General features: G+C 59.9%; 15 protein-coding genes. 13 read left to right on the top strand and 2 right to left on the bottom strand.

What is annotated here, in order from left to right:
- Window positions 1–197: 197 nt before the first annotated feature.
- Window positions 198–1,592: a PhoH family protein gene (locus tag E4P01_RS09055; RefSeq protein WP_032877681.1), complete on the bottom strand. Its 1,395-nt coding sequence runs from the start codon at window positions 1,590–1,592 to the stop codon at window positions 198–200.
- 340 nt (window positions 1,593–1,932) lie between these two features.
- Complete coding sequence (locus E4P01_RS09060) at window positions 1,933–3,057, bottom strand: polysaccharide deacetylase family protein (protein WP_216090771.1); 1,125 nt, start codon at window positions 3,055–3,057, stop codon at window positions 1,933–1,935.
- Between the two features lie 120 nt (window positions 3,058–3,177).
- On the opposite strand from E4P01_RS09060, the gene yaaA reads away from it, so the two are divergent.
- The 13 genes from yaaA to E4P01_RS09125 all read left to right on the top strand — a co-directional run bounded on the left by yaaA (window position 3,178) and on the right by E4P01_RS09125 (window position 21,270).
- Window positions 3,178–3,957, top strand: coding sequence for a peroxide stress protein YaaA (gene yaaA, locus E4P01_RS09065; RefSeq protein ID WP_032877684.1), 780 nt, complete (start codon window positions 3,178–3,180; stop codon window positions 3,955–3,957).
- An 811-nt stretch (window positions 3,958–4,768) separates the two neighbouring features.
- Window positions 4,769–6,085, top strand: a complete 1,317-nt coding sequence (locus tag E4P01_RS09070; RefSeq protein WP_014717010.1) for a nucleotide sugar dehydrogenase — start codon at window positions 4,769–4,771, stop codon at window positions 6,083–6,085.
- Between the two features lie 81 nt (window positions 6,086–6,166).
- The gene (gene alg8 / locus E4P01_RS09075) at window positions 6,167–7,648 is read left to right on the top strand and encodes a mannuronan synthase (protein WP_164699511.1); all 1,482 of its coding nucleotides are present in this window, start codon (window positions 6,167–6,169) and stop codon (window positions 7,646–7,648) included.
- Window positions 7,649–7,685: 37 nt separating this feature from the next.
- Window positions 7,686–8,852 (top strand): alginate biosynthesis protein Alg44, encoded by a 1,167-nt coding sequence (locus tag E4P01_RS09080; RefSeq protein ID WP_005785015.1) that lies wholly within the window; start codon window positions 7,686–7,688, stop codon window positions 8,850–8,852.
- A gap of 83 nt (window positions 8,853–8,935) precedes the next feature.
- Window positions 8,936–10,384, top strand: coding sequence for an alginate biosynthesis TPR repeat lipoprotein AlgK (algK, locus tag E4P01_RS09085; protein WP_248091233.1), 1,449 nt, complete (start codon window positions 8,936–8,938; stop codon window positions 10,382–10,384).
- Window positions 10,381–11,868 (top strand): alginate export family protein, encoded by a 1,488-nt coding sequence (locus E4P01_RS09090; protein WP_032877688.1) that lies wholly within the window; start codon window positions 10,381–10,383, stop codon window positions 11,866–11,868. Before algK ends, E4P01_RS09090 begins: the two co-directional genes overlap by 4 nt.
- A complete protein-coding gene (gene algG / locus E4P01_RS09095; RefSeq protein ID WP_216090770.1) occupies window positions 11,868–13,436 on the top strand; it encodes a mannuronan 5-epimerase AlgG in 1,569 nt (522 codons plus the stop codon). The genes E4P01_RS09090 and algG overlap by 1 nt, the downstream gene beginning before the upstream one ends.
- 11 nt (window positions 13,437–13,447) lie before the next feature.
- Window positions 13,448–14,896 (top strand): alginate O-acetyltransferase, encoded by a 1,449-nt coding sequence (locus tag E4P01_RS09100; RefSeq protein WP_078820397.1) that lies wholly within the window; start codon window positions 13,448–13,450, stop codon window positions 14,894–14,896.
- A gap of 8 nt (window positions 14,897–14,904) precedes the next feature.
- A complete protein-coding gene (locus tag E4P01_RS09105) occupies window positions 14,905–16,014 on the top strand; it encodes a mannuronate-specific alginate lyase (RefSeq protein ID WP_005785006.1) in 1,110 nt (369 codons plus the stop codon).
- A gap of 227 nt (window positions 16,015–16,241) precedes the next feature.
- Window positions 16,242–17,774 (top strand): MBOAT family protein, encoded by a 1,533-nt coding sequence (locus tag E4P01_RS09110; RefSeq protein WP_032877692.1) that lies wholly within the window; start codon window positions 16,242–16,244, stop codon window positions 17,772–17,774.
- An 11-nt stretch (window positions 17,775–17,785) separates the two neighbouring features.
- Window positions 17,786–18,958: an alginate O-acetyltransferase gene (locus tag E4P01_RS09115; RefSeq protein WP_216090769.1), complete on the top strand. Its 1,173-nt coding sequence runs from the start codon at window positions 17,786–17,788 to the stop codon at window positions 18,956–18,958.
- A 16-nt stretch (window positions 18,959–18,974) separates the two neighbouring features.
- Window positions 18,975–19,631 (top strand): alginate O-acetyltransferase AlgF, encoded by a 657-nt coding sequence (locus E4P01_RS09120; protein ID WP_016978194.1) that lies wholly within the window; start codon window positions 18,975–18,977, stop codon window positions 19,629–19,631.
- A gap of 187 nt (window positions 19,632–19,818) precedes the next feature.
- Entirely contained in the window at window positions 19,819–21,270 is a 1,452-nt protein-coding gene (locus tag E4P01_RS09125; protein WP_216090768.1) for a mannose-1-phosphate guanylyltransferase/mannose-6-phosphate isomerase, read from the top strand.
- Window positions 21,271–21,425: the final 155 nt, after the last annotated feature.

Below are 21,425 nucleotides of genomic sequence, written 5' to 3' on the forward strand. Positions count from 1 at the left end.
TCTAAACATTCGTCGAATCAAGGAGGTCGTATTCCGACGGGTCACGCAGCTTTCTTATTTTTTACCACGCAAAAAATGTAACAATATAACAACAAAAACCACAAGCCCCCCGGGCGCTTTATCGCAGGCAAATGTCGCACACAACAAAAACCCCGGATTTCGTGAAAAATCCGGGGTGGTTTGTGGCATTTGGGTGGTTACAGGTGGGACTCGGCGTATTCAGCCAGGATCGAACGAGGCACCCCTTGCAGCGCAATATGCACGCCGTTCGGGAAGTCCTTGAAGCGTTCCGTCAGGTAGGTCAGCCCGGAGCTGGTCGCGGACAGGTAAGGGGTATCGATCTGTGCCAGGTTACCAAGGCACACCACTTTGGAACCGGCGCCGGCACGGGTGATGATGGTTTTCATCTGGTGCGGCGTAAGGTTCTGGCATTCATCAATCAGAATCAGGCTTTGCTGGAAGCTGCGACCTCGGATGTAGTTGAGGGATTTGAACTGCAACGGCACTTTGCTGAGGATGTAGTCGACGCTGCCATGGGTGTTTTCGTCATCCATGTGCAAGGCTTCGAGGTTGTCGGTAATCGCCCCCAGCCACGGCTCCATTTTTTCCGCCTCGGTACCGGGCAGGAAACCGATTTCCTGATCCAGGCCCTGCACGCTGCGCGTGGCGATGATGCGGCGGTAGCGCTTGGTCACCATGGTCTGTTCGATGGCAGCGGCCAGGGCGAGGATGGTTTTGCCCGAGCCTGCGGCGCCGGTCAGGTTGACCAGGTGGATGTCCGGGTCGAGCAGCGCGTACAGCGCCAGGCTCTGGTAGATATCACGCGGTTTCAGGCCCCAGGCTTCCTGGTGCAACAGGGGTTCCTGATGCAGGTCGAGAATCAGCAGCTTGTCGACCTGGATCTCTTTGATCCAGCCCACGAAGCCCTGTTCGTCGACGATGAATTCATTGATATGCACGGCCGGCAGGTTGTCGATCAGCTGTACCTGGTGCCAGGTGCGGCCATGGTCCTGACGGGTCTCGACCTTGCTGACACGGTCCCAGAACGAACCGGTCATCATGTGATAACCCCGCGACAGCATCGACACGTCGTCGACTAGCTGGTCGGTGCTGTAGTCCTCGGCAGCGATCCCACACGCTCGTGCCTTGAGGCGCATATTGATGTCTTTGGTCACCAGCACTACGCGCAGGTCCTTGTCGCGAGCGTGCAGGTCGATCAATTGGTTGATGATTTTGTTGTCGTTCAGGTTTTCCGGCAGCAGGCTGTTGGGCTCGCTGCGCTTGCTCATCAGGATCGACAGCAAGCCCTTGGGCCCGCTTTTGCCACGCTGGATCGGCACACCGACCTCAACGTCCTCGGGCGAGGCTTCGCCCAGGGTCTTGTCGATCAGACGGATGGCCTGGCGGCATTCGGCGGCGACGCTGTGGTGGCCGCTTTTGAGTTTGTCGAGCTCCTCAAGCACGATCATCGGGATGGCGACGTGGTGTTCTTCGAAGTTAAGCAGTGCGTTTGGATCGTGGATCAATACGTTGGTATCAAGCACGTAAAGGATTGGCTGGTCGGAAGAAGGGGTACGTCCATGATCATCCATACTCGGTCACCTTTGTGGGAGCCAGTCGACGCAATACCTGGGCGGTGCTGCGCCTCGATTCGACCACCGACCACACCTGAGTGACGTCAAGTGCAGTGCCCACATGAGGAGTCTTGGAAGACGCCACCTGTGTTGCAGGGTTCGGCGGTCTGACTTCGTAATACCGCAAAACCCATGACAGGAAAAAGCACTTTGACGCTTTTTTGAAGTTTATTTTTCAGGATGACGAATAGCACTAGCCGAGTGCCAGCCACCCCGTTAAAGTCGGAAGTCCGCCTGCATCGAAATGTCGCAGCAAATCACCCCAGAAATGCCTCATCCCCAACGGGGCCGGGGATTTTCAGCGAAATGCCTCGCGACACTCCTGCCAACCCAAACCACTCTGCGCCGTTGCCTGCAACACTATCGGTATTGCCACCCGCGCCTTGTCCTGGGTGTCGTGATACACAACCACGCCTTTGCGCCACAGCAGCATCAGCGTCAGCACCCGTTGCGCCGATTCCTCGGCCTTGAGTTTGCCCGGATCGTCCTGGGAGTCGATGTCCCACAACGCCACCTGCAAACCCTGCTGCTGGAAGAACCCCTGGCTGTCCGCACGACGCTGCCCATAAGGCGGTCGGAACAGCGGCACATAGTTTTCCGGCATCAGGTTCTGTACCAGCGCGGCACTGCGGGTGATGGAGCTTTGCCAGTCGACCCAATGGCTATGGGAACGGTATTGCCAACCCTGGACACCTACGCACTGCCCTTGGTACAGCGCCTGCACATCCGCGACAGAACTGCGCTCCACACGGCTTTGCAAACTGCTGCCGAGGGCGAAGAACGTGGCGTTCATCTTCTGCTTGCGCAGGTAGTCGGTGAGCCAGTCGGTATTACCGCCCACCAACGCCGGGCCGCCGTCGAAGGTCAGCAGGAACATGCGATCGTTGAGCTCGTCGCCATTGCGCTCATGGTCGCCGAAACGCGCCACTTCGCTGCTGATCTGCGGGAACAGCGCAGCCTTGCGCAGCAGCTCATCCAGATAGCGCTCATGAAAGTGCCGGCTGGGTGCGGCCCAGCCTATATAGAACGAGTTGTCACTGACCTCGAACTTGCCGGCCTGCTCGCGCAGGTCGTCCATGTTTTCCACCAGGTAGCAGAACGAAGCATCTTCCTCGCAGCTTTGCTGGGCGAAGCTGTAGTTCTCCAACAGCCGTTGCCAGAGCTGGCGGCGCAGGTCGTCGATGGCCGCCAGGTTGATGATCTTCAGCCCCAGGCGTTGCTTGAGCGCGCTTTCGTCCAAGGCTTCGCTGGCAAGCAGGCCGTGGGCAAACATCAGGATTTCTGCCCGCGAAGCCACATCGAACAGCGCCGGGCTGCTGAGTTTTTCCGGCCAGGTGCTACGGTCTAGGCTGGCGACATCCACCGGCGCCGCTTGGGCGGTGACGCACAGCAGGCAAGCCGACAATAAAAGCGCTAATCGCACACGGGGTCTTCCTTTCCAGAGTTACCGCCCATCATAGCGGATCGCATCTATCGCCATCATAGGTGGAGTCCAAACGCCGCAACCCCTAGAATCTCGCCCACGATTCCAGGAGCCAACTTCATGCTGATGGTGATTTCCCCCGCCAAAACCCTCGATTTCGAGTCCAAGCCGGTCACTGCGCGCTTTACCCAACCGCAATACCTGGACCATTCCCAGGAGCTTATAGAACAGCTGCGCGAACTGAGTCCGGCGCAAATCAGCGAGTTGATGCACGTCTCCGACAAGATCGGTGGCCTCAACGCCGCCCGCTTCGGCAGCTGGACGCCCGCCTTCACCTCGGCCAACGCCAAGCAGGCGCTGCTGGCTTTCAAGGGCGACGTGTATACCGGCCTGAACGCCGAGACCTTCAGCGATGCCGATTTCAGCTATGCCCAGGACCACCTGCGTATGCTCTCAGGCCTGTACGGCCTGCTGCGCCCGCTGGACCTGATGATGCCGTATCGCCTGGAGATGGGCACCAAGCTGGCCAACGCCCGGGGCAAGGACCTTTACGCGTTCTGGGGCACCCGCATCAGCGAATGGTTGAATGAGGCCCTGGCCGCACAAGGCGACGATGTGCTGCTCAACCTGGCGTCCAATGAGTACTTCTCGGCGGTCAAGCGCACGGCCCTGAACGCGCGGATCATCAACACCGAGTTCAAGGACCTGAAGAACGGCCAGTACAAGATCATCAGCTTCTACGCGAAAAAGGCCCGGGGCATGATGAGCCGCTTTGTGATTGAAGAGCGCATCAACGATCCGGCCAAGCTCAAGCAGTTCGATGTGCAGGGCTATCGCTTCAATGCGGAGCAGTCCAAGCCGGATAACCTGGTGTTTTTGCGCGATCACGCACCGGAGTAAGGCTGCACAGACACTGCGGATCAAATGTGGGAGCAAGCCCCCTCCCACATTTTGTTTGTATTCCAAACCATAAATCGTCATTTATTTGGCGCCAGAAAAACATCCAGACATAACCCTAACGATTTATTCACTCGACACTCGTCGGTTTTTTTCGTAGTGGCACCACTTTTTTTAATCAGTAGTGGCACAAAACTATCTACGCGCACCAACTCCCCATAACTACTGGCCTAAATAGCAAGTGCTATCACTATAGTGCCAGTGCCATCTTTTCTAATATTTCAAGAAATTTCCGGAAACAGGATGAGCGGCCAGGAACTTCGTCCTGATGCACCGCTCATACCACCGGTAACGAAATTCTCTGTTTGCGTAAGAGATGACTTACATAACGACCAACGGAAGTAGCCAAGTTGTCATAAAACACTTTGGTTCTATGGTCATAACATCAACTGATCGAGTTAAGGGTGGCGATAAGTACGCATTGCTATCCCCCGCAGGCCAAGGCAGCGCTGACCTAAATGAGCCCGTGCACACACACAAGGCATTGATAAAAAAGGCATTTTGCCTTCATCAAAACCTTGCCGCACCGGCGCCGGAGCCTTCCTCCAAGGAAGCACGGCTGCATTTCAGGGCAAGCCCCAATAATAAGGCCTCGTTGCGCACAACTTGAGTGCAATAGTTAGTCACTCGTTATTCAACATGCCTGCACGCGGTAAGTCGGCGTCTATTCGCCTAACTTTCGCGGCATCAGTGACGCTTGCAAACATGAACTCCGGCCATTTAATGGCATGAATTAAACAAAGAGGTAATTGCGATGCGCATCAGCATATTTGGTTTGGGTTACGTTGGCGCCGTGTGTGCCGGTTGCCTGTCTGCCCGTGGCCACGAAGTGGTCGGCGTAGACATCTCCAAGGAAAAGATCGACCTGATCAATGCGGGTAAATCGCCGATTGTCGAGCCGGGTCTGGGCGAGCTGTTGAGCCAGGGTATCCAGACCGGCCGACTGCGTGGCACTACCAACTTCGCCGAGGCGATTCGCGATACCGACCTGTCGATGATTTGCGTCGGCACGCCCAGCAAGAAGAACGGCGACCTGGAACTGAACTACATCGAGTCGGTATGCCGCGAGATCGGTTTTGTCCTGCGTGACAAGACCACCCGCCACACCATCGTGGTGCGCAGCACCGTCCTCCCGGGCACTGTCGCCAACGTAGTGATTCCAATCCTCGAAGACTGCTCCGGCAAGAAAGCCGGCGTCGACTTCGGCGTTGCGGTCAACCCGGAATTCCTGCGTGAGTCCACCGCCATTGCCGACTACGACCTGCCACCGATGACCGTCATCGGCGAGTTCGATAAAGCTTCCGGCGATGTCCTGCAATCGCTGTACGAAGAACTCGACGCGCCGATCATCCGCAAGGACATCGCCGTCGCCGAAATGATCAAGTACACCTGCAACGTGTGGCACGCCACCAAGGTCACCTTCGCCAACGAGATCGGCAACATCGCCAAGGCCGTCGGCGTCGATGGTCGTGAAGTGATGGAAGTGGTCTGCCAGGACAAGACCCTCAACCTGTCCCAGTACTATATGCGCCCAGGCTTCGCTTTCGGCGGTTCGTGCCTGCCAAAAGACGTGCGTGCCCTGACCTACCGCGCCGGTTCCCTGGACGTGGAAGCACCACTGCTCAACTCGCTGATGCGCAGCAACGAGTCCCAGGTACAGAACGCCTTCGACATCGTTTCCAGCCACGACAAGCGCAAAGTCGCCCTGCTGGGCCTGAGCTTCAAGGCCGGTACCGATGACCTGCGTGAAAGCCCATTGGTAGAACTGGCGGAAATGCTGATCGGCAAGGGCTACGACCTGAGCATCTACGACAGCAACGTCGAGTACGCCCGTGTGCACGGCGCGAACAAGGACTACATCGAAGGCAAGATCCCGCACGTATCGTCCCTGCTCAACTCGGATTTCGATGATGTGATCAACAACTCCGACGTGATCATCCTCGGTAACCGTGACGAGAAGTTCCGTGCCCTGGCGCATAACGCTCCGGAAGGCAAGCAAGTGGTCGACCTGGTGGGCTTCATGTCCAAGGCCACCAGCGTGAGTGGCCGTACTGAAGGTATTTGCTGGTAACAGCAACGGCAAGTTTCAGGCTGCCAGTGGCTTACCCCAGCACTTGCAGCCTGAAGCCTCCTCCCCTTCCGGATGACGCTTATGTCCAAGTTAAAACATGTATTTCTGCAATCGGCCGGCTGGCTGTTATTCCTCAGCCTGTTGATGGGTCTCGCCCTGCTGTTGCCGGCGAGTACTTTCGATTCGCAATCGAAGAATTTTATTTTCCTGATTGGCGCCGTGGGTATCTGGCGCTACTCGATGGGTGCGACGCATTTCTTTCGCGGCATGCTGTTTCTCTACGTGGTGTACCCGCACCTGCGCCGCAAAGTGCGCAAGCTGGGCAAGGCCGCCGACCCGTCCCACGTGTTCCTGATGGTCACCAGTTTTCGTATCGATGCGCTGACCACCGCCCAGGTCTACAGCTCGGTGATTCGCGAAGCCATCGAATGCGGCTTCCCCACCACCGTGGTCTGCTCGCTGGTGGAAATGTCCGATGAGCTGCTGGTGAAAAGCCTCTGGGAAAAGATGAACCCGCCGGCTCACGTCAAGCTCGACTTCGTGCGCATCGCCGGTACCGGCAAGCGTGACGGTTTGGCCTTCGGTTTTCGCGCCATCTCGCGCCACCTGCCGGATGACCGTGCCGTGGTAGCTGTGATCGATGGCGACACCGTGCTCGCCGAAGGCGTGGTCCGCAAGACCGTCCCCTGGTTCCAGCTGTTCGGCAATGTCGGTGGCCTGACCACCAACGAATTCTGCGAAGTGCGCGGCGGCTACATCATGAGCGAGTGGCACAAGCTGCGCTTCGCCCAGCGCCACATCAACATGTGCTCCATGGCTCTGTCCAAGCGCGTGCTGACCATGACCGGGCGCATGTCGGTGTTCCGCGCCAGCGTAGTGACTGACCCGGGCTTTATCGCCGACGTGGAAAGCGACTCGCTGCAACACTGGCGCCTGGGGCGCTTCAAGTTCCTTACCGGCGATGACAAGTCCAGCTGGTTCAGCCTGATGCGCCTGGGCTACGACACCTTCTACGTACCGGACGCCGCGATCAACACCGTGGAACACCCGCCGGAAAAGAGCTTTATCAAAGCCAGCCGCAAACTGATGTTCCGCTGGTACGGCAACAACCTGCGCCAGAACTCCCGTGCCCTCGGGCTGGGCGTGCGTCGCCTCGGCCTGTTCACCAGCGTGGTGCTGTTCGACCAGCGCGTGTCGATGTGGACCTCCCTGCTCGGCCTGACCGTGGCGATGATCGCCACGTTCAAGTATGGCGGCGCGTTCATCCTCGCGTACCTGCTGTGGATCGGTATCACCCGCCTGATCCTGACCCTGTTGCTGTCGTGCTCGGGCCACAAGATCGGCCCGGCCTACCCGCTGATTCTCTATTACAACCAGATCATGGGCGCGTTGGTGAAGATCTACGTGTTCTTCCGCCTTGATCAACAGTCCTGGACCCGCCAGGACACCAAACTGACCCGCGATTTGGCCAGCTTTCAACGTTGGTTCAACACCTGGTCGTCTCGGACCATGACCTTCTCCGCCGGCAGCATCTTCGTTGCCGTGTTGCTGATGATGGTCTGACCCTGCCAAGCCTGAATTAACTAGGAAATCGAATACTATGAACAGCCAAGTAAACGCCAACGTTGTCCACGAATCCGAAGCCCAGCGCCAGCACGCCCGGGTCAAAATCCCGGCCAAGCTGCGCTTCTTCAACAGCGACCGCACGCCAACTGAAGCACGCGTGATCGACCTGTCCGCCGGTGGCCTGGCCTTTACCGCCACCCAGCCGCTCACCGTCGGCCAAGTGCACAAGGGCCGCCTGCAGTTCGTGATCGACAACCTCGGCCTGGCCATGGACGTGGAGCTGCAAATCCGCTCCTACGACCGCCAGACCGGCCGCACCGGCTGCCAGTTCCAGAACCTCGATGCCCAGGATATTTCCACCCTGCGCCACCTGATCACCTCGCACTTGTCCGGCGACATTGTGACCATGGGCGACGTGCTGGCGACGCTGCAACGCGACAACTTCACCAAGGCGCGCAAGGTCAAGGACGGCGGCAGTGGCATGACCGCGTTCGGTCGCCTGCGTGCGGTGACGTTCAGCCTGGCGATTTTCCTGGTTGGCCTGGCCGCCTTCGGTTTTGTCTTCAAATCGCTGTACGGCATGTACTTCGTCAGCCACGCCCAGGCCGGCCTTGTGAGCGTACCGGGCATGAACGTGACCATGCCGCGTGACGGCACCGTGCAGAGCCTGCTCAAAGGTGACTCGGTAGCGGCCAAGGGCGCGCCACTGGCGACGTTTAGCACCAGTATGCTCGACGTGCTCAAGGGCCACCTGGACGAAGACCAACTGCAACCGGCCAAGGTTGAAGAGCTGTTCGGCAAGCAAATGACCGGCACCCTCACCTCGCCATGCGATTGCGTGGTCGCCCAGCAACTGGTCGCCGACGGCCAGTACGCCAGCAAGGGCGATGTGATCTTCCAACTGGTGCCGCGTGGCAGCCAGGCTAACGTCGAAGCCCGCTTCACCTACCGCCAGTTTGGCGATGTGCGTCCAGGTACGCCGGTGAGCTTCCAGGTCGCCGACGAAGAACAGGTTCGCACCGGCACCATCGTCAGCAGCACCAGCCTGAACAGCGCCGACCTGTCCTCTGACATCCGTGTGCAGATCAAGCCCGACGCACCGCTGGACAGCACCTATGCCGGTCGCCCGGTGGAAGTCACCAGTGACCGTGGCCCATCGCTGAACTGGCTGATCGACAAAGCCATGGCTCACGGTCTGTAAGCGAGGACATGCCTGTGAACCCTATTCCAACAACACCGCTGACCTCTGTGGGAGCCGGGCTTGCCCGCGATGCAGGCGACTCGGTGCATCAGTTGCGCCGCAGCGATGCCATCGCAGGCAAGCCAGCTCCCACACAGAGCAGATTTCACTTGGCCTCTGCGTACTGCGCGCTGGCACTGGCCGTGAGCCTGGCCGGTTGCGCCGGCCTGCCCGACCAACGCCTGGCCAATGAAGCCCTCAAGCGCGGCGACACCGTCACCGCGCAGCAGAATTACCAGCAACTGGCAGACCTGGGCTACAGCGAGGCCCAGGTGGGCCTGGCCGATATCCAGGTAGGCACCCGCGATCCGGCGCAAATCAAGCAGGCCGAAGCTACTTACCGTGCAGCGGCAGACACCTCGCCGCGTGCCCAGGCACGCCTGGGTCGCCTGCTGGCGGCCAAGCCTGGCGCCACTGAGGCCGAGCACCATGAAGCCGAAAGCCTGCTGAAAAAAGCCTTCGCCAATGGCGAAGGCAACACCCTGATCCCGCTGGCGATGCTGTACCTGCAATACCCGCACAGCTTCCCCAACGTGAATGCCCAGCAGCAGATCAGCAAATGGCAAGCGGCCGGTTACCCGGAAGCCGGCCTGGCCCAGGTGCTGCTGTATCGCACCCAAGACACTTACGACCAGCACCTGGATGATATCGAGCGCATCTGCAAGGCCGCGTTGAACACCACCGATATCTGCTATGTCGAGCTGGCCACGGTCTACCAGAAAAAAGCCCAGCCGGAACAACAGGCCGAACTGCTCAAGCAAATGGAAGCCGGCTACAGCCGTGGCACAGTCACCGCCCAGCGCGTCGACAGCGTCGCCCGCGTACTCGGTGATGCCAGCCTCGGCACGCCGGACGAAAAAACCGCTCAGGCATTGCTTGAAAAAATCGCCCCCGGCTACCCGGCGTCCTGGGTCAGCCTGGCGCAGCTGCTCTACGACTTCCCCGAACTGGGCGATGTCGAGCAGATGATGAAGTACCTGGACAACGGCCGCGCCGCCGACCAGCCGCGCGCCGAATTGCTGCTGGGCAAGCTCTACTACGAAGGCAAGTGGGTGCCGGCCGACGCCAAGGCCGCCGAGGCGCATTTCGAAAAAGCCGTGGGCCGTGAAGTGGCCGCCGATTACTACCTCGGCCAGATCTACCGCCGTGGCTACCTGGGCAAGGTCTACCCGCAAAAGGCCCTGGACCACTTGCTGACCGCTGCGCGCAACGGCCAGAACAGCGCCGACTTTGCCATTGCCCAACTGTTTTCCCAAGGCAAGGGCACCAAGCCCGACCCATTGAACGCCTATGTCTTCAGCCAGTTGGCCAAGGCCCAGGACACGCCAGAGGCCAATGACCTGGCCACCCAGCTCGAAGCGCCGTTGACCCCTGAGCAACGCGCCGAGGGCCAACGCCTGGTGCAACAGGAACTGGCCGCCCGCGGCACCCTGGCCCAAAGCACGCTGCAACTGCACGCCCTGCAAGAAGAAGACGGCGAGGAATCCCTATGAAGCTCAACCCATTCGTCAAGGCCGGTATCGGCCTGTCCTTCGCCCTGCTGTGGTCGTGCCCGACCCTGGCCGCGCTGACCGAAGCCAAGAACTTCGGCCTGGAAGTCAAAGCCACCGCGCAGTCCGAAGACGACCGCGACCTGGGCACCCAGAAAGGCGGCGACGTCAACGGTATCGGCCTAGACCTGCGCCCCTGGATCTACGGCGAAAGCGGCGCGTGGAGCGCCTATGCCATGGGCCAGGCGGTCGTGTCCAGCGACATCATCGAGACCGACACCCTGCAACAGTCGGCCGATGACACCACCGAACAATCGAGCAACGACGACCGCAAGGCCAAGAAAAACTACCTGGCCCTGCGCGAGTTCTGGGTCGGCTACAGCGGCTTCACGCCCTACCCCGGCGAGATCCTCAAGTTCGGTCGCCAGCGCCTGCGCAATGACGACGGCCAATGGCGCGACACCAACATCGAAGCGCTGAACTGGACCTTCGATACCACCTTGCTCAAGGCCAATGTCGGCGCCGCCGAACGTTTCAGCGAATACCGCACCGACCTCAAGGAACTCTCGCCGGTCGACAAAGACCGCCAGCACTTCTACGCCGACGCCGCCTACCAGTGGACGCCGGGCCAGTGGATCGGCCTGCGCGGCCACCACACTCATGACGACGGCAAGCTCGACTACGCCGAACCGGGTGTGGCCAGTGACCCGTTGGACAAGCGCGAAAACGGCGACCTGACCTGGCTCGGCATCGAAGCCAACAGCGATGCTTATAACTGGCGCAATACCAACACCGTCAACTACTGGGCCAGCATCACCGGTATGCGCGGGGACCGCGACAAGGTCAACGCCTTGAACGCCGACGGCACGCGCCCCACCAGCGCCAAGCGCAGCGATGACCTCAGCGGCTGGGCCACCGACATCGGTGTGCGCCTGCGCCTTGACCCGCAGTGGCAAGTGGGTGCGGCCTATTCCCGTGCCAGCGCCGAATACGAACAGAACGGCCTGCAAAGCAACCGTTCGAACTGGACCGGCACCCAGTCGCGCGTACACCGCTTCGGTGAAGCGTTTCGCGGCGAGATGAACAACATGCAGTCCATGAGCCTGTTCGGTTCCTGGCAGCTGCGCGAGGACTACGACGCCAGCCTGGTGTACCACAAGTTCTGGCGCGTGGACGGCAACAAGCCGGTGGGCAGCAACGGTATCGATGCGGTGCAGAACAACACCGATGACGTCACCGGCGCGATCCTCTCCAGCACCTCCCTGCCGCTGGAAGATGGCAAGAAGGACCTCGGCCAGGAGATGGACCTGGTGGTCACCAAGTACTTCAAGAAAGGCTTGCTGCCCGCCGCGCTGAGCCAGTCGATCGACGAGCCATCGGCCCTGGTGCGCTTGCGTGCCGGCGTGTTCAAGCCGGGCGACGCCTATGGCAGCCAGGTCGACTCCTACATGCACCGCGCGTTTGTCGACGTGGTCTGGAAATTCTGATGGGAGCCTGCGCCATGAATGCTCAAAGCCTACTCGTCGCGGCAATGCTGATGGCCAGCGCCACAGCGTTTGCCGATACGGCGGCCAAGGCGCCGATCATCGCCAAGGAACTGCAACAGGCCAAGACCTACACCATTTCCAGCCCGCCCACCGCGCCGCTGGAAATGGCCAAGCCGGCGCTGCCCGATCTGTCGGGCTACACCGCCGCGGCCATGGAAAAGAAGATCATCAAGACCAAAACGGGCAAGATCAGCATCCGCCGCATGATGCAGGAAGACGCGCTCAAGGACTTTATCGGTGGCGATAACAAGATGGCCGAGTGGGTGGTGCGCCAGCATGGCATTCCTCAGGCAATCTTTGTCGACGACGGCTACATGAACCTCAAGGACCTGCTGGGCAAGGTGCCAAAGCAGTACTTCAGCGAGACTTCGCCAGGAGTGTTCCTGGCCAAGTTGCCGATTGTGGTGGGCCGCAAAGGCATCCTCGATATCGACAAGAACACCCAGGAATTGCGCCTGTCCCAGCAAGCCGGCTCGTTTTTGATCAACGACGGCCAGTTGTTCGTACGAGACACCAAGGTCACCGGCTGGGATGAAAAAACCAACGGCCCTGCCCTGTTCAAGTCGCCCAAGGAATTCCGCCCGTTCCTGCTGGCCTGGGGCGGCACTGAGACCTATATCTCCAAGACCAAGATGGCCAGCTTCGGCTACGCCAACAGTAAGTCCTACGGGGTGAGTATTTCCCAGTACACGCCGAACATGGCCAAGGTGCTCAAGCGTCCTGAGCCGACCGGTTGGATCATCGACTCCGAGTTCTCGGACATGTGGTACGGCTTCTACTGCTACGAGACCACGGGCTTTGTGATCAAGGGCAATACCTACAAAGACAACATCGTCTACGGCATTGACCCCCACGACCGCTCCCACGGCCTGATCATCGCCGACAACACCGTATACGGCACCAAGAAGAAGCACGGCATCATCATTTCCCGGGAAGTGAACGACAGCTTCATCTTCAATAACCGCAGCTACGACAACAAGCTCTCGGGCCTGGTGATCGACCGTAACAGCGTCAACAACCTGATCGCCGACAACGAGATCTACCGCAACCACACCGACGGCATCACCCTCTATGAGAGCGGTGACAACCTGCTGTGGGGCAACAAGGTGATCAGCAACCGTCGCCACGGTATCCGCGTGCGTAACAGCGTGAACATCAAGCTCTACGAAAATACCTCGATGGCCAACGGCCTGACCGGCGTGTACGGCCACATCAAGGACTTGACCGACACCGACCGCGACATCGCCCTCGACCCATTCGATGCCAAGGTCTCGCTGATCGTGGTGGGTGGTGAACTGGCGGGTAACGGCAGCGGGCCGCTGTCCATCGATTCGCCGTTGAGTATCGAGTTGTATCGCGTGTCGATGCTGGCGCCGACCAAATCCAGCGGTATCAGCTTCAACGGCATTCTTGGCGAGCGCCAGGAAGAAATTCTCGACTTGCTGGTGCGCCAGCAGAAAGCCGTGCTGATCGACCCTGTCGAACGCCAGACCGAAATGCAGGACTGAGGATGACCCTTATGCACCCACACATGATCAAACTGTTGAGCCTCTCGGGTCTGACCCTCGGCCTGCTGGCGGCCAGCCAGGGCGTGCGCGCCGACGAAGCCAAGGCACCGACCTTCACTGCCGAGCCGTGCTGCAGCCTGTGCCCGGCGGCCCATGATGCGAAGAACTACACCACGCGCTACCAGCAGAACTTCACCACCCTGGTACAAGCCCAGGGCGATTGGTTGTTCCGTACCCAGGAAGACCTGCGCACCGAATTCGACACCACACCGGCCGGCTACAAACGCATGCAGCAGTTGCACGATGCGTTCAAGGCCAAGGGCGTGGAACTGGTGGTGGTCTACCAGCCGACCCGTGGCCTGGTGAACCGCAACAAGCTCAACCCTGAAGAAAAAGCCAAGTTCGACTTCGACAAGGCGCTGACCAACTACAAGACCATGCTTGGCCGTTTCGCCAAGATGGGCTACGTGGTGCCGGACCTGTCGCCGCTGACCAACGAGCAGTTGCCGGACGAGCTGCCGGCTCACGACTTCTACTTCCGCGGCGACCAGCACTGGACCCCCTACGGCGCCCAGCGCACGGCGAAGATCGTCGCCGCCAAGGTCAAGCAGATGCCGGAGTACGCCGAGATTCCCAAGCGCGAATTCGAGACCAAGCGCTCGGGCCGCATGGGCAAGACCGGCACCCTGCACAACATGGCCGGGCAACTGTGCGGCACCAGCTATGCGATCCAGTACATGGACCAGTTCACCACCGAGCCCAAGGGCGAAGCCGGTGACGGTGACCTGTTCAGTGATTCGGGCAACCCGCAGATCACCCTGGTGGGCACCAGCCACAGCGGCAAGAACTACAACTTCGCCGGTTTCCTCGAAGAAGAAATCGGGGCCGACATCCTCAACGTCGCCTTCCCCGGTGGTGGCCTGGAAGGCTCGATGTTGCAGTACCTGGGCAGCGACGAGTTCCAGAAGACCCCACCGAAGATCCTGATCTGGGAGTTCTCGCCGCTGTACCGCCTCGACCAGGAAACCATCTACCGCCAGATGATGGCGCTGCTGGACAACGGTTGCGAAGGCAAGCCTGCACAGATGTCCGCCAGCACCACCCTCAAACCCGGCAAGAACGAACTGATGGTCAACAGCGCGAACAAAGACCTGCGCAACGCCAACCATCAGGTCGATATCCGCTTCGCCGATCCATCGGTAAAAACCTTGCAAGCCACCCTCTGGTACATGAACGGTCGCCACGAGGATATCAAGATCGAGAAACCCGAGACATCCGATACAGACGGGCGTTTCGCCTTTGAACTGCGCACCGATGAAGACTGGGCCTCGCAGAACTTGCTGGCCGTGGAAGTGCAGGGCCCGGAAAAGGGTGCTGCCGCGCAGAAAGTCGAAGCGAAAATTTGCACACGCAACGTATTCCCAAGCGGTGGTCAGCAGACCGCTTCAACTGGGCAATGAGGTTACTTATGCAGAAGCTATTGATTCCATCGTTACTGGGCCTGGCGATCTTCGCCGGGGCAGCCAACGCCGCCGCGCCGCTGCGCCCGCCCCAGGGCTATTTCGCACCGATCGAAGCGTTCAAGACCGGCGACTTCAAGGAAAACTGCGACACCATGCCGACGCCCTACACCGGGCCGTTGCAGTTTCGCAGCAAGTACGAAGGTTCGGACAAGGCGCGCTCCACGCTGAACGTGCAGTCGGAAAAAGCCTTCCGCGATAGCACCGCCGACATCACCAAGCTGGAAAAAGACACCAGCAAACGGGTGATGCAGTTCATGCGCGACGGTCGCCCGCAGCAGCTCGAATGCACCCTGAACTGGCTGGTCTCGTGGGCCAAGGCCGACGCACTGATGTCCAAGGACTTCAACCACACCGGCAAGTCCATGCGCAAATGGGCACTGGGCAGCATGGCCTCGGCCTATGTACGCCTGAAGTTCTCCGAATCTCACCCGCTGGCCAACCATCAGCAGGAGTCGCAACAGATCGAAGCCTGGTTCAACAAGCTGGCCGATCAGGTGGTGAGCGACTGGGACAACCTGCCCCTGGAAAAAACCAACAACCACTCTTACTGGGCCGCCTGGTCGGTGATGGCGACCTCCATCGCCACCAACCGTCGCGACCTGTTCGATTGGGCCGTCAAGGAATACAAGGTCGGTGTGAACCAGGTCGATGACCAGGGCTTCCTGCCGAACGAATTGAAGCGTCAGCAACGCGCCTTGTCGTACCACAACTACGCCCTGCCGCCGCTGTCGATGATCGCCAGTTTTGCCCTGGTCAACGGTGTGGACCTGCGCCAGGAAAACAACAGCGCGCTCAAACGCCTGGGCGACAAGGTGCTGGCCGGGGTGAAAGATCCGGACATCTTCGAGCAGAAGAACGGTAAAGAGCAGGACATGAAGGACTTGAAGCAGGACATGAAATTCGCCTGGCTTGAACCCTTCTGCACCCTCTACACCTGCGCGCCGGATGTGATCGAGCGCAAGCACGGGATGCAACCCTTCAAGACGTTCCGCCTGGGTGGCGACCTGACCAAGGTGTACGACCCGGCGCACGAAAAAGGCAACAAAGGCAGCTGATACATAGCTCCCGGTTGGACTCGGTCCAACTGTGGGAGCTGGCTTGCCTGCGATAGGGGTCTGACATTCAACATTGATGTCGACTGATACACCGCCATCGCAGGCAAGCCAGCTCCCACCGTTAACCCGGTTCCTTCAGTGAGATTGCAATACAACCCTCCCGAATTTCGTGGGGGGTTTGGGGGGGCTCTGGCCCTTGACTGTTGGTTAAACATGGAGAGATCGGGATGGTTTTCTCGTCCAATGTGTTCCTGTTTCTGTTCTTGCCGATCTTTCTCGGCTTGTACTACTTGAGCGGGCAACGCTATCGCAATCTGCTGCTGCTGATTGCCAGCTACGTGTTCTACGCCTGGTGGCGAGTGGACTTCCTGGCGCTGTTCGCCGCCGTCACGCTGTGGAATTACTGGATCGGCCTCAAGGTCGGTGCCGCCGGCGTGCGCACCAAACCGGCGCAACGCTGGCTGCTGCTCGGCGTGGCGGTCGACCTGTGCATCCTCGGCTACTTCAAGTACGCCAACTTCGGCGTCGACAGCATCAATGTAATGATGAAGTCAGCGGGCCTGGAGCCGTTCATTCTCACCCACGTGCTGTTGCCGATCGGGATCTCGTTCTACATCTTCGAGTCCATCAGCTACATCATCGACGTGTACCGTGGCGATACCCCGGCGACCCGCAACCTGATCGACTTCGCGGCGTTCGTGGCAATCTTCCCGCACCTGATCGCCGGCCCCGTGCTGCGTTTTCGCGACCTGGCCGACCAGTTCAACAACCGCACCCACACCCTCGACAAGTTCTCCGAGGGTTGCACGCGGTTCATGCAGGGTTTCATCAAGAAGGTATTTATTGCCGACACCCTGGCGGTGGTGGCCGACCATTGCTTCGCCCTGCAAAATCCCACCACCGGTGACGCCTGGCTCGGCGCGCTGGCCTACACCGCGCAGCTGTACTTCGATTTCTCCGGCTACAGCGACATGGCCATCGGCCTGGGCTTGATGATGGGTTTCCGCTTCATGGAAAACTTCAAGCAGCCATACATCAGCCAGTCGATCACCGAGTTCTGGCGGCGCTGGCACATCAGCCTCTCTACCTGGCTGCGTGATTACCTGTACATCACCCTGGGCGGCAACCGCAAAGGCACGCTGACCACCTACCGCAATCTGTTCCTGACCATGCTGCTCGGTGGCCTGTGGCACGGCGCCAACATCACCTACATCGTGTGGGGCGCCTGGCACGGCATGTGGCTGGCGATTGAAAAAGCCATCGGCCTCAATACTGCGCCGCGCAGCTTCAACGTGTTGCGCTGGGCCTTCACCTTCCTGCTGGTGGTGATGGGCTGGGTGATCTTCCGCGCCGAAAACCTGCACGTCGCAGGCCGCATGTACGGTGCGATGTTCAGCTTCAGCGAATGGTCGCTGTCGGAACTCAACCGCGCCAACCTTACCGGCCTGCAAGTGGCAACGTTGGTCGTGGCCTACGCAACCCTGGCGTTCTTCGGCCTGCGCGATTTCTACACCAACCGCCCAGCCGACAAGACCAAGCCGGCCGATCCGAGCCTGATCAAGGCGGTACCGGGCGACAACCCAGGCAGCATTCACGAGCCCGGTTTCAGCGTGGGCCGTGACGCCGCTGTGCAACCGGCCTACTGGACCGCTGACTGGCCACGCTACGCCATGCGCGCTGCGGTGCTGCTGCTGTTCGTGGCGTCGATCCTGAAACTGTCGGCGCAGAGTTTCTCGCCGTTCCTTTACTTCCAATTCTGAGGGAGCCGACCATGACCCGTTCATTACGCGTCCTCTATATCGGCCTGTTCCTGGTGCTGCTGCTGGCACTGGGGGCGTGGTCACTGCGCAGCTTCTTTGGCTTCAGCACCAACGCTGATGCCACGGTGCTTAACGGTCGCTGGACCAAAGCCGTCGAGACTCACTATGACGAGGAGTTCCCGATCAAGCGCCTGGGCACCAACCTGTGGGCTGCGCTGGACTACAAGCTGTTCAATGAAGGTCGCCCTGGCGTAGTGCTGGGCCGCGACCACTGGCTGTACAGCGACGAGGAGTTCAATCCCGCCGTCAACGAAGACCAGAACCTTGAAGGCAATTACGCACTGGTCGAAGGCGTGCGCCAGAAACTCAAGGCCCAAGGCATCCAACTGGTGATGGCGATTGTGCCGGCCAAGGTGCGCCTGTACCCGGAACACCTGGGTGAGGTGAAGCCGGCGAGCATCCACGCCAACTTGTACCAGGACTTCCACGCCCGGGTCGCCGCCGACAACATCCCGGCTCCCGACCTGCTTGGGCCGCTGCAACAGGCCAAGCTGGGTGGCAAGCAGGTGTTCCTGCGTACCGACACTCACTGGACCCCGGACGGTGCGGAAATCGCCGCCAAGCAACTGGCCAAGGCGATTGCCGACAAGACCCCGCTGAGTGGCGAGCCGCAGCGTTTTGTCACCGAGGCCAAGAAAACCGAGCCGCATAAAGGCGACCTGCGTCTGTTCCTGCCCCTGGACCCGCTGTTCGAAAACCTGATGCCGCCTAAAGAGCCGCTGGAAAAACGCGTCACGCACCTGGCCGAAGAAAAAGGTGATGACGCGCTGTTCAGCGACAGCGAAACCCCGGTGGCCCTGGTCGGCACCAGCTACAGCGCCAACCCCAACTGGAACTTCGTGGGCGCGCTCAAGCAAGCCTTGCACAGCGACGTGGTCAGCTACGCCGAAGACGGCCACGGCCCGATCCTGCCGATGCTCAGCTACCTCAAAAGTGACGATTTCAAGAACAACCCGCCCCAGCTGCTGATCTGGGAATTCCCCGAACGCTATCTGCCCGTGAATAACGAAATCGGTGACGCCGACCCAGCGTGGGTTGCGCAGCTTAAACAAGCCGGTTCGCGCCAACAGAACATGGCAATCAATACATCTAAATCCGAGACGCCCGACCGGGCGCAAAACTGAAAGAGAGGTAACTCACATGACTTTCACTACTACTCCTCGTCGTCTCGCCAAGACCCTGGCTATCGCTGCCGGCTTGAGCTTCGTATCGATGTCCGCCTTCGCCGGTGGTGACGCGGCCCTCTACGGCCCAACCGCGCCGAAGGGCTCCAGCTTCGTGCGCATCTACAACGCCAGCAACCAGGAAGTCAGCGCCACCGTCGGCGCCACCAACCTCAGCGACGTTGCACCGTTGGCCAGCAGCGACTTCAGCTTCATGCCGGGCGGTGACTACAGCGCCAAGGTCGGCAGCCAGACCGTACCGGTCAAACTCGCCGCCGACCACTACTACACCCTGGTCAACAGCGGCAGCGGCCAACCGCAGTTGATCGAAGAACCGCCGTTCAAGAACAAGCAGAAATCCCTGGTACGCGTGCAGAACCTCAGCGACAAGGCCCTGACCCTGAAAACTGCTGACGGCAAGACCGACGTGGTCAAGTCGGTGGCCGCCAAGGGCCGTGGTGAGCGCGAGATCAACCCGGTGAAGGTGAGTCTGGCGTTGTATGACGGCGACAAGAAGGTCGGCGATGTGAAGCCGGTAGCGCTGGAGCGTGGTGAGGCAGCGGTGCTGTATGTCACCGGTTCCGGCTCGAGCCTGTCGCCAGTCTGGGTGAAACGCCCGGTGTCGACCCGCTGATTATTTCCCTGAGTTGACACGTCCCCTTGTGGGAGCTGGCTTTCCTGCGATGGCGGTCTTGTAGGCGCCATCGCGGGCAAGCCAGCTCCCACACTGACCGGTTTTCAACTCAGGACCGAGACAAAAACAAGAGTGAAACGACAAACCTTCGTAGCTCTGACCCAAACTGATTCAAGGAGAAACACCCATGATCCCAGTAATCCTTTCCGGTGGTAGCGGCTCACGTCTTTGGCCGCTTTCGCGTAAACAGTTCCCCAAGCAGTTCCTGGCCCTGACCTCCGAGCACACGCTGTTCCAGCAAACCCTGGAACGCCTGGTGTTCGAAGGCATGGACTCCCCTATCGTGGTCTGCAACAAGGACCACCGCTTCATCGTCAACGAGCAACTGAGCGCACGTAAGCTTGAATGCCAACGCATCCTGATGGAGCCCTTTGGCCGCAACACCGCACCGGCCGTGGCCCTGACCGCGATGATGCTGGTCAACGAAGGCCGTGACGAGCTGATGCTGGTGCTGCCCGCCGACCACGTGATCGACGACCAGAAAGCCCTGCAACGTGCGCTGGCCCTGGCCACCGTGGCGGCCGAGCGTGGCGAGATGGTGCTGTTCGGCGTACCGGCAACCCGTCCGGAAACCGGCTATGGCTACATCAAGTCCACCAACGACTCGCTGTTGCCCGAAGGCGTGAGCCGCGTGCAGCAGTTCGTGGAAAAGCCCGATGAAAAGCGCGCCATCGAGTTCGTCAAAAGCGGTGGTTACTTCTGGAACAGCGGTATGTTCCTGTTCCGCGCCAGCCGCTTCCTCGAAGAGCTGAAAAAGCACGATCCGGACATCTACGACACCTGCGTACTGACCCTGGAACGCAGTGAGCAGACCCATGACACCGTGACCTTCGACGATGCCACCTTCGCCTGCTGCCCGGACAATTCCATCGACTACGCCGTGATGGAAAAGACCCAACGCGCCTGCGTGGTGCCATTGGCCGCCGGCTGGAGCGACGTGGGTTGCTGGGCCTCGCTGTGGGCGGTCAATGATAAAGACGCCAACGGCAACGTGAGCAAAGGCGACGTGGTGATCCAGGACAGCCGCAACTGCATGGTGCATGGCAACGGCAAACTGGTATCGGTGATCGGCCTGGACAACATCGTGGTGGTGGAAACCAAGGACGCGATGATGATTGCCCACAAGGACAAGGTCCAGGGCGTCAAGCAGATGGTCAACACGCTCAACGAGCAAGGCCGCAGCGAAACCCAGAACCACTGCGAAGTCTACCGTCCGTGGGGCTCCTACGACTCGGTGGACATGGGCGGCCGCTTCCAGGTCAAGCACATCTCGGTCAAGCCGGGCGCGTGCCTGTCGCTGCAAATGCACCACCACCGCGCCGAACACTGGATCGTGGTCAGCGGCACCGCCGAAGTCACCTGTGACGACAACGTGTTCCTGCTCTGCGAGAACCAGTCCACCTACATCCCGATCGCCTCGGTGCACCGCCTGCGCAACCCGGGCAAGATCCCGTTGGAGATCATCGAAGTGCAATCGGGCAGCTACCTGGGCGAAGACGATATCGAGCGGTTCGAAGATATCTACGGGCGCTCGACACCGGTTGAACGAGGTGTTTCGGTGAAAACTATCGCGCAATAAAACAGTCGTACAAGAAGCCCTCGCCCAGCCCATTGCGTCCCCTATCCGCAGTGGGTTGGGTGGGGGCTTTTTGTTGGGGGCTTTGTAGTAAATAGGCCGAAAGCACAACAGCCATCATGGCCCTTACCCAATACCGGCCGACCCCATGGGCATAT

Origin of the sequence: Pseudomonas sp. NCIMB 10586 (assembly GCF_023127895.1) — a bacterium.
Classification (GTDB): Bacteria; Pseudomonadota; Gammaproteobacteria; order Pseudomonadales; family Pseudomonadaceae; genus Aquipseudomonas; species Aquipseudomonas synxantha_A.

What these genes read in the sequence shown, in the direction of transcription:
- yaaA (WP_032877684.1), top strand. Translation starts at nt 3,178, where the DNA reads ATGCTGATGGTGATTTCCCCCGCCAAAACCCTCGATTTCGAGTCCAAG.
- E4P01_RS09070 (WP_014717010.1), top strand. Translation starts at nt 4,769, where the DNA reads ATGCGCATCAGCATATTTGGTTTGGGTTACGTTGGCGCCGTGTGTGCC.
- E4P01_RS09110 (WP_032877692.1), top strand. Translation starts at nt 16,242, where the DNA reads ATGGTTTTCTCGTCCAATGTGTTCCTGTTTCTGTTCTTGCCGATCTTT.
- E4P01_RS09105 (WP_005785006.1), top strand. Translation starts at nt 14,905, where the DNA reads ATGCAGAAGCTATTGATTCCATCGTTACTGGGCCTGGCGATCTTCGCC.
- E4P01_RS09090 (WP_032877688.1), top strand. Translation starts at nt 10,381, where the DNA reads ATGAAGCTCAACCCATTCGTCAAGGCCGGTATCGGCCTGTCCTTCGCC.
- algG (WP_216090770.1), top strand. Translation starts at nt 11,868, where the DNA reads ATGGGAGCCTGCGCCATGAATGCTCAAAGCCTACTCGTCGCGGCAATG.
- E4P01_RS09125 (WP_216090768.1), top strand. Translation starts at nt 19,819, where the DNA reads ATGATCCCAGTAATCCTTTCCGGTGGTAGCGGCTCACGTCTTTGGCCG.
- E4P01_RS09115 (WP_216090769.1), top strand. Translation starts at nt 17,786, where the DNA reads ATGACCCGTTCATTACGCGTCCTCTATATCGGCCTGTTCCTGGTGCTG.
- E4P01_RS09080 (WP_005785015.1), top strand. Translation starts at nt 7,686, where the DNA reads ATGAACAGCCAAGTAAACGCCAACGTTGTCCACGAATCCGAAGCCCAG.
- E4P01_RS09120 (WP_016978194.1), top strand. Translation starts at nt 18,975, where the DNA reads ATGACTTTCACTACTACTCCTCGTCGTCTCGCCAAGACCCTGGCTATC.
- E4P01_RS09100 (WP_078820397.1), top strand. Translation starts at nt 13,448, where the DNA reads ATGCACCCACACATGATCAAACTGTTGAGCCTCTCGGGTCTGACCCTC.
- E4P01_RS09055 (WP_032877681.1), bottom strand. Translation starts at nt 1,592, where the DNA reads ATGGATGATCATGGACGTACCCCTTCTTCCGACCAGCCAATCCTTTAC.
- alg8 (WP_164699511.1), top strand. Translation starts at nt 6,167, where the DNA reads ATGTCCAAGTTAAAACATGTATTTCTGCAATCGGCCGGCTGGCTGTTA.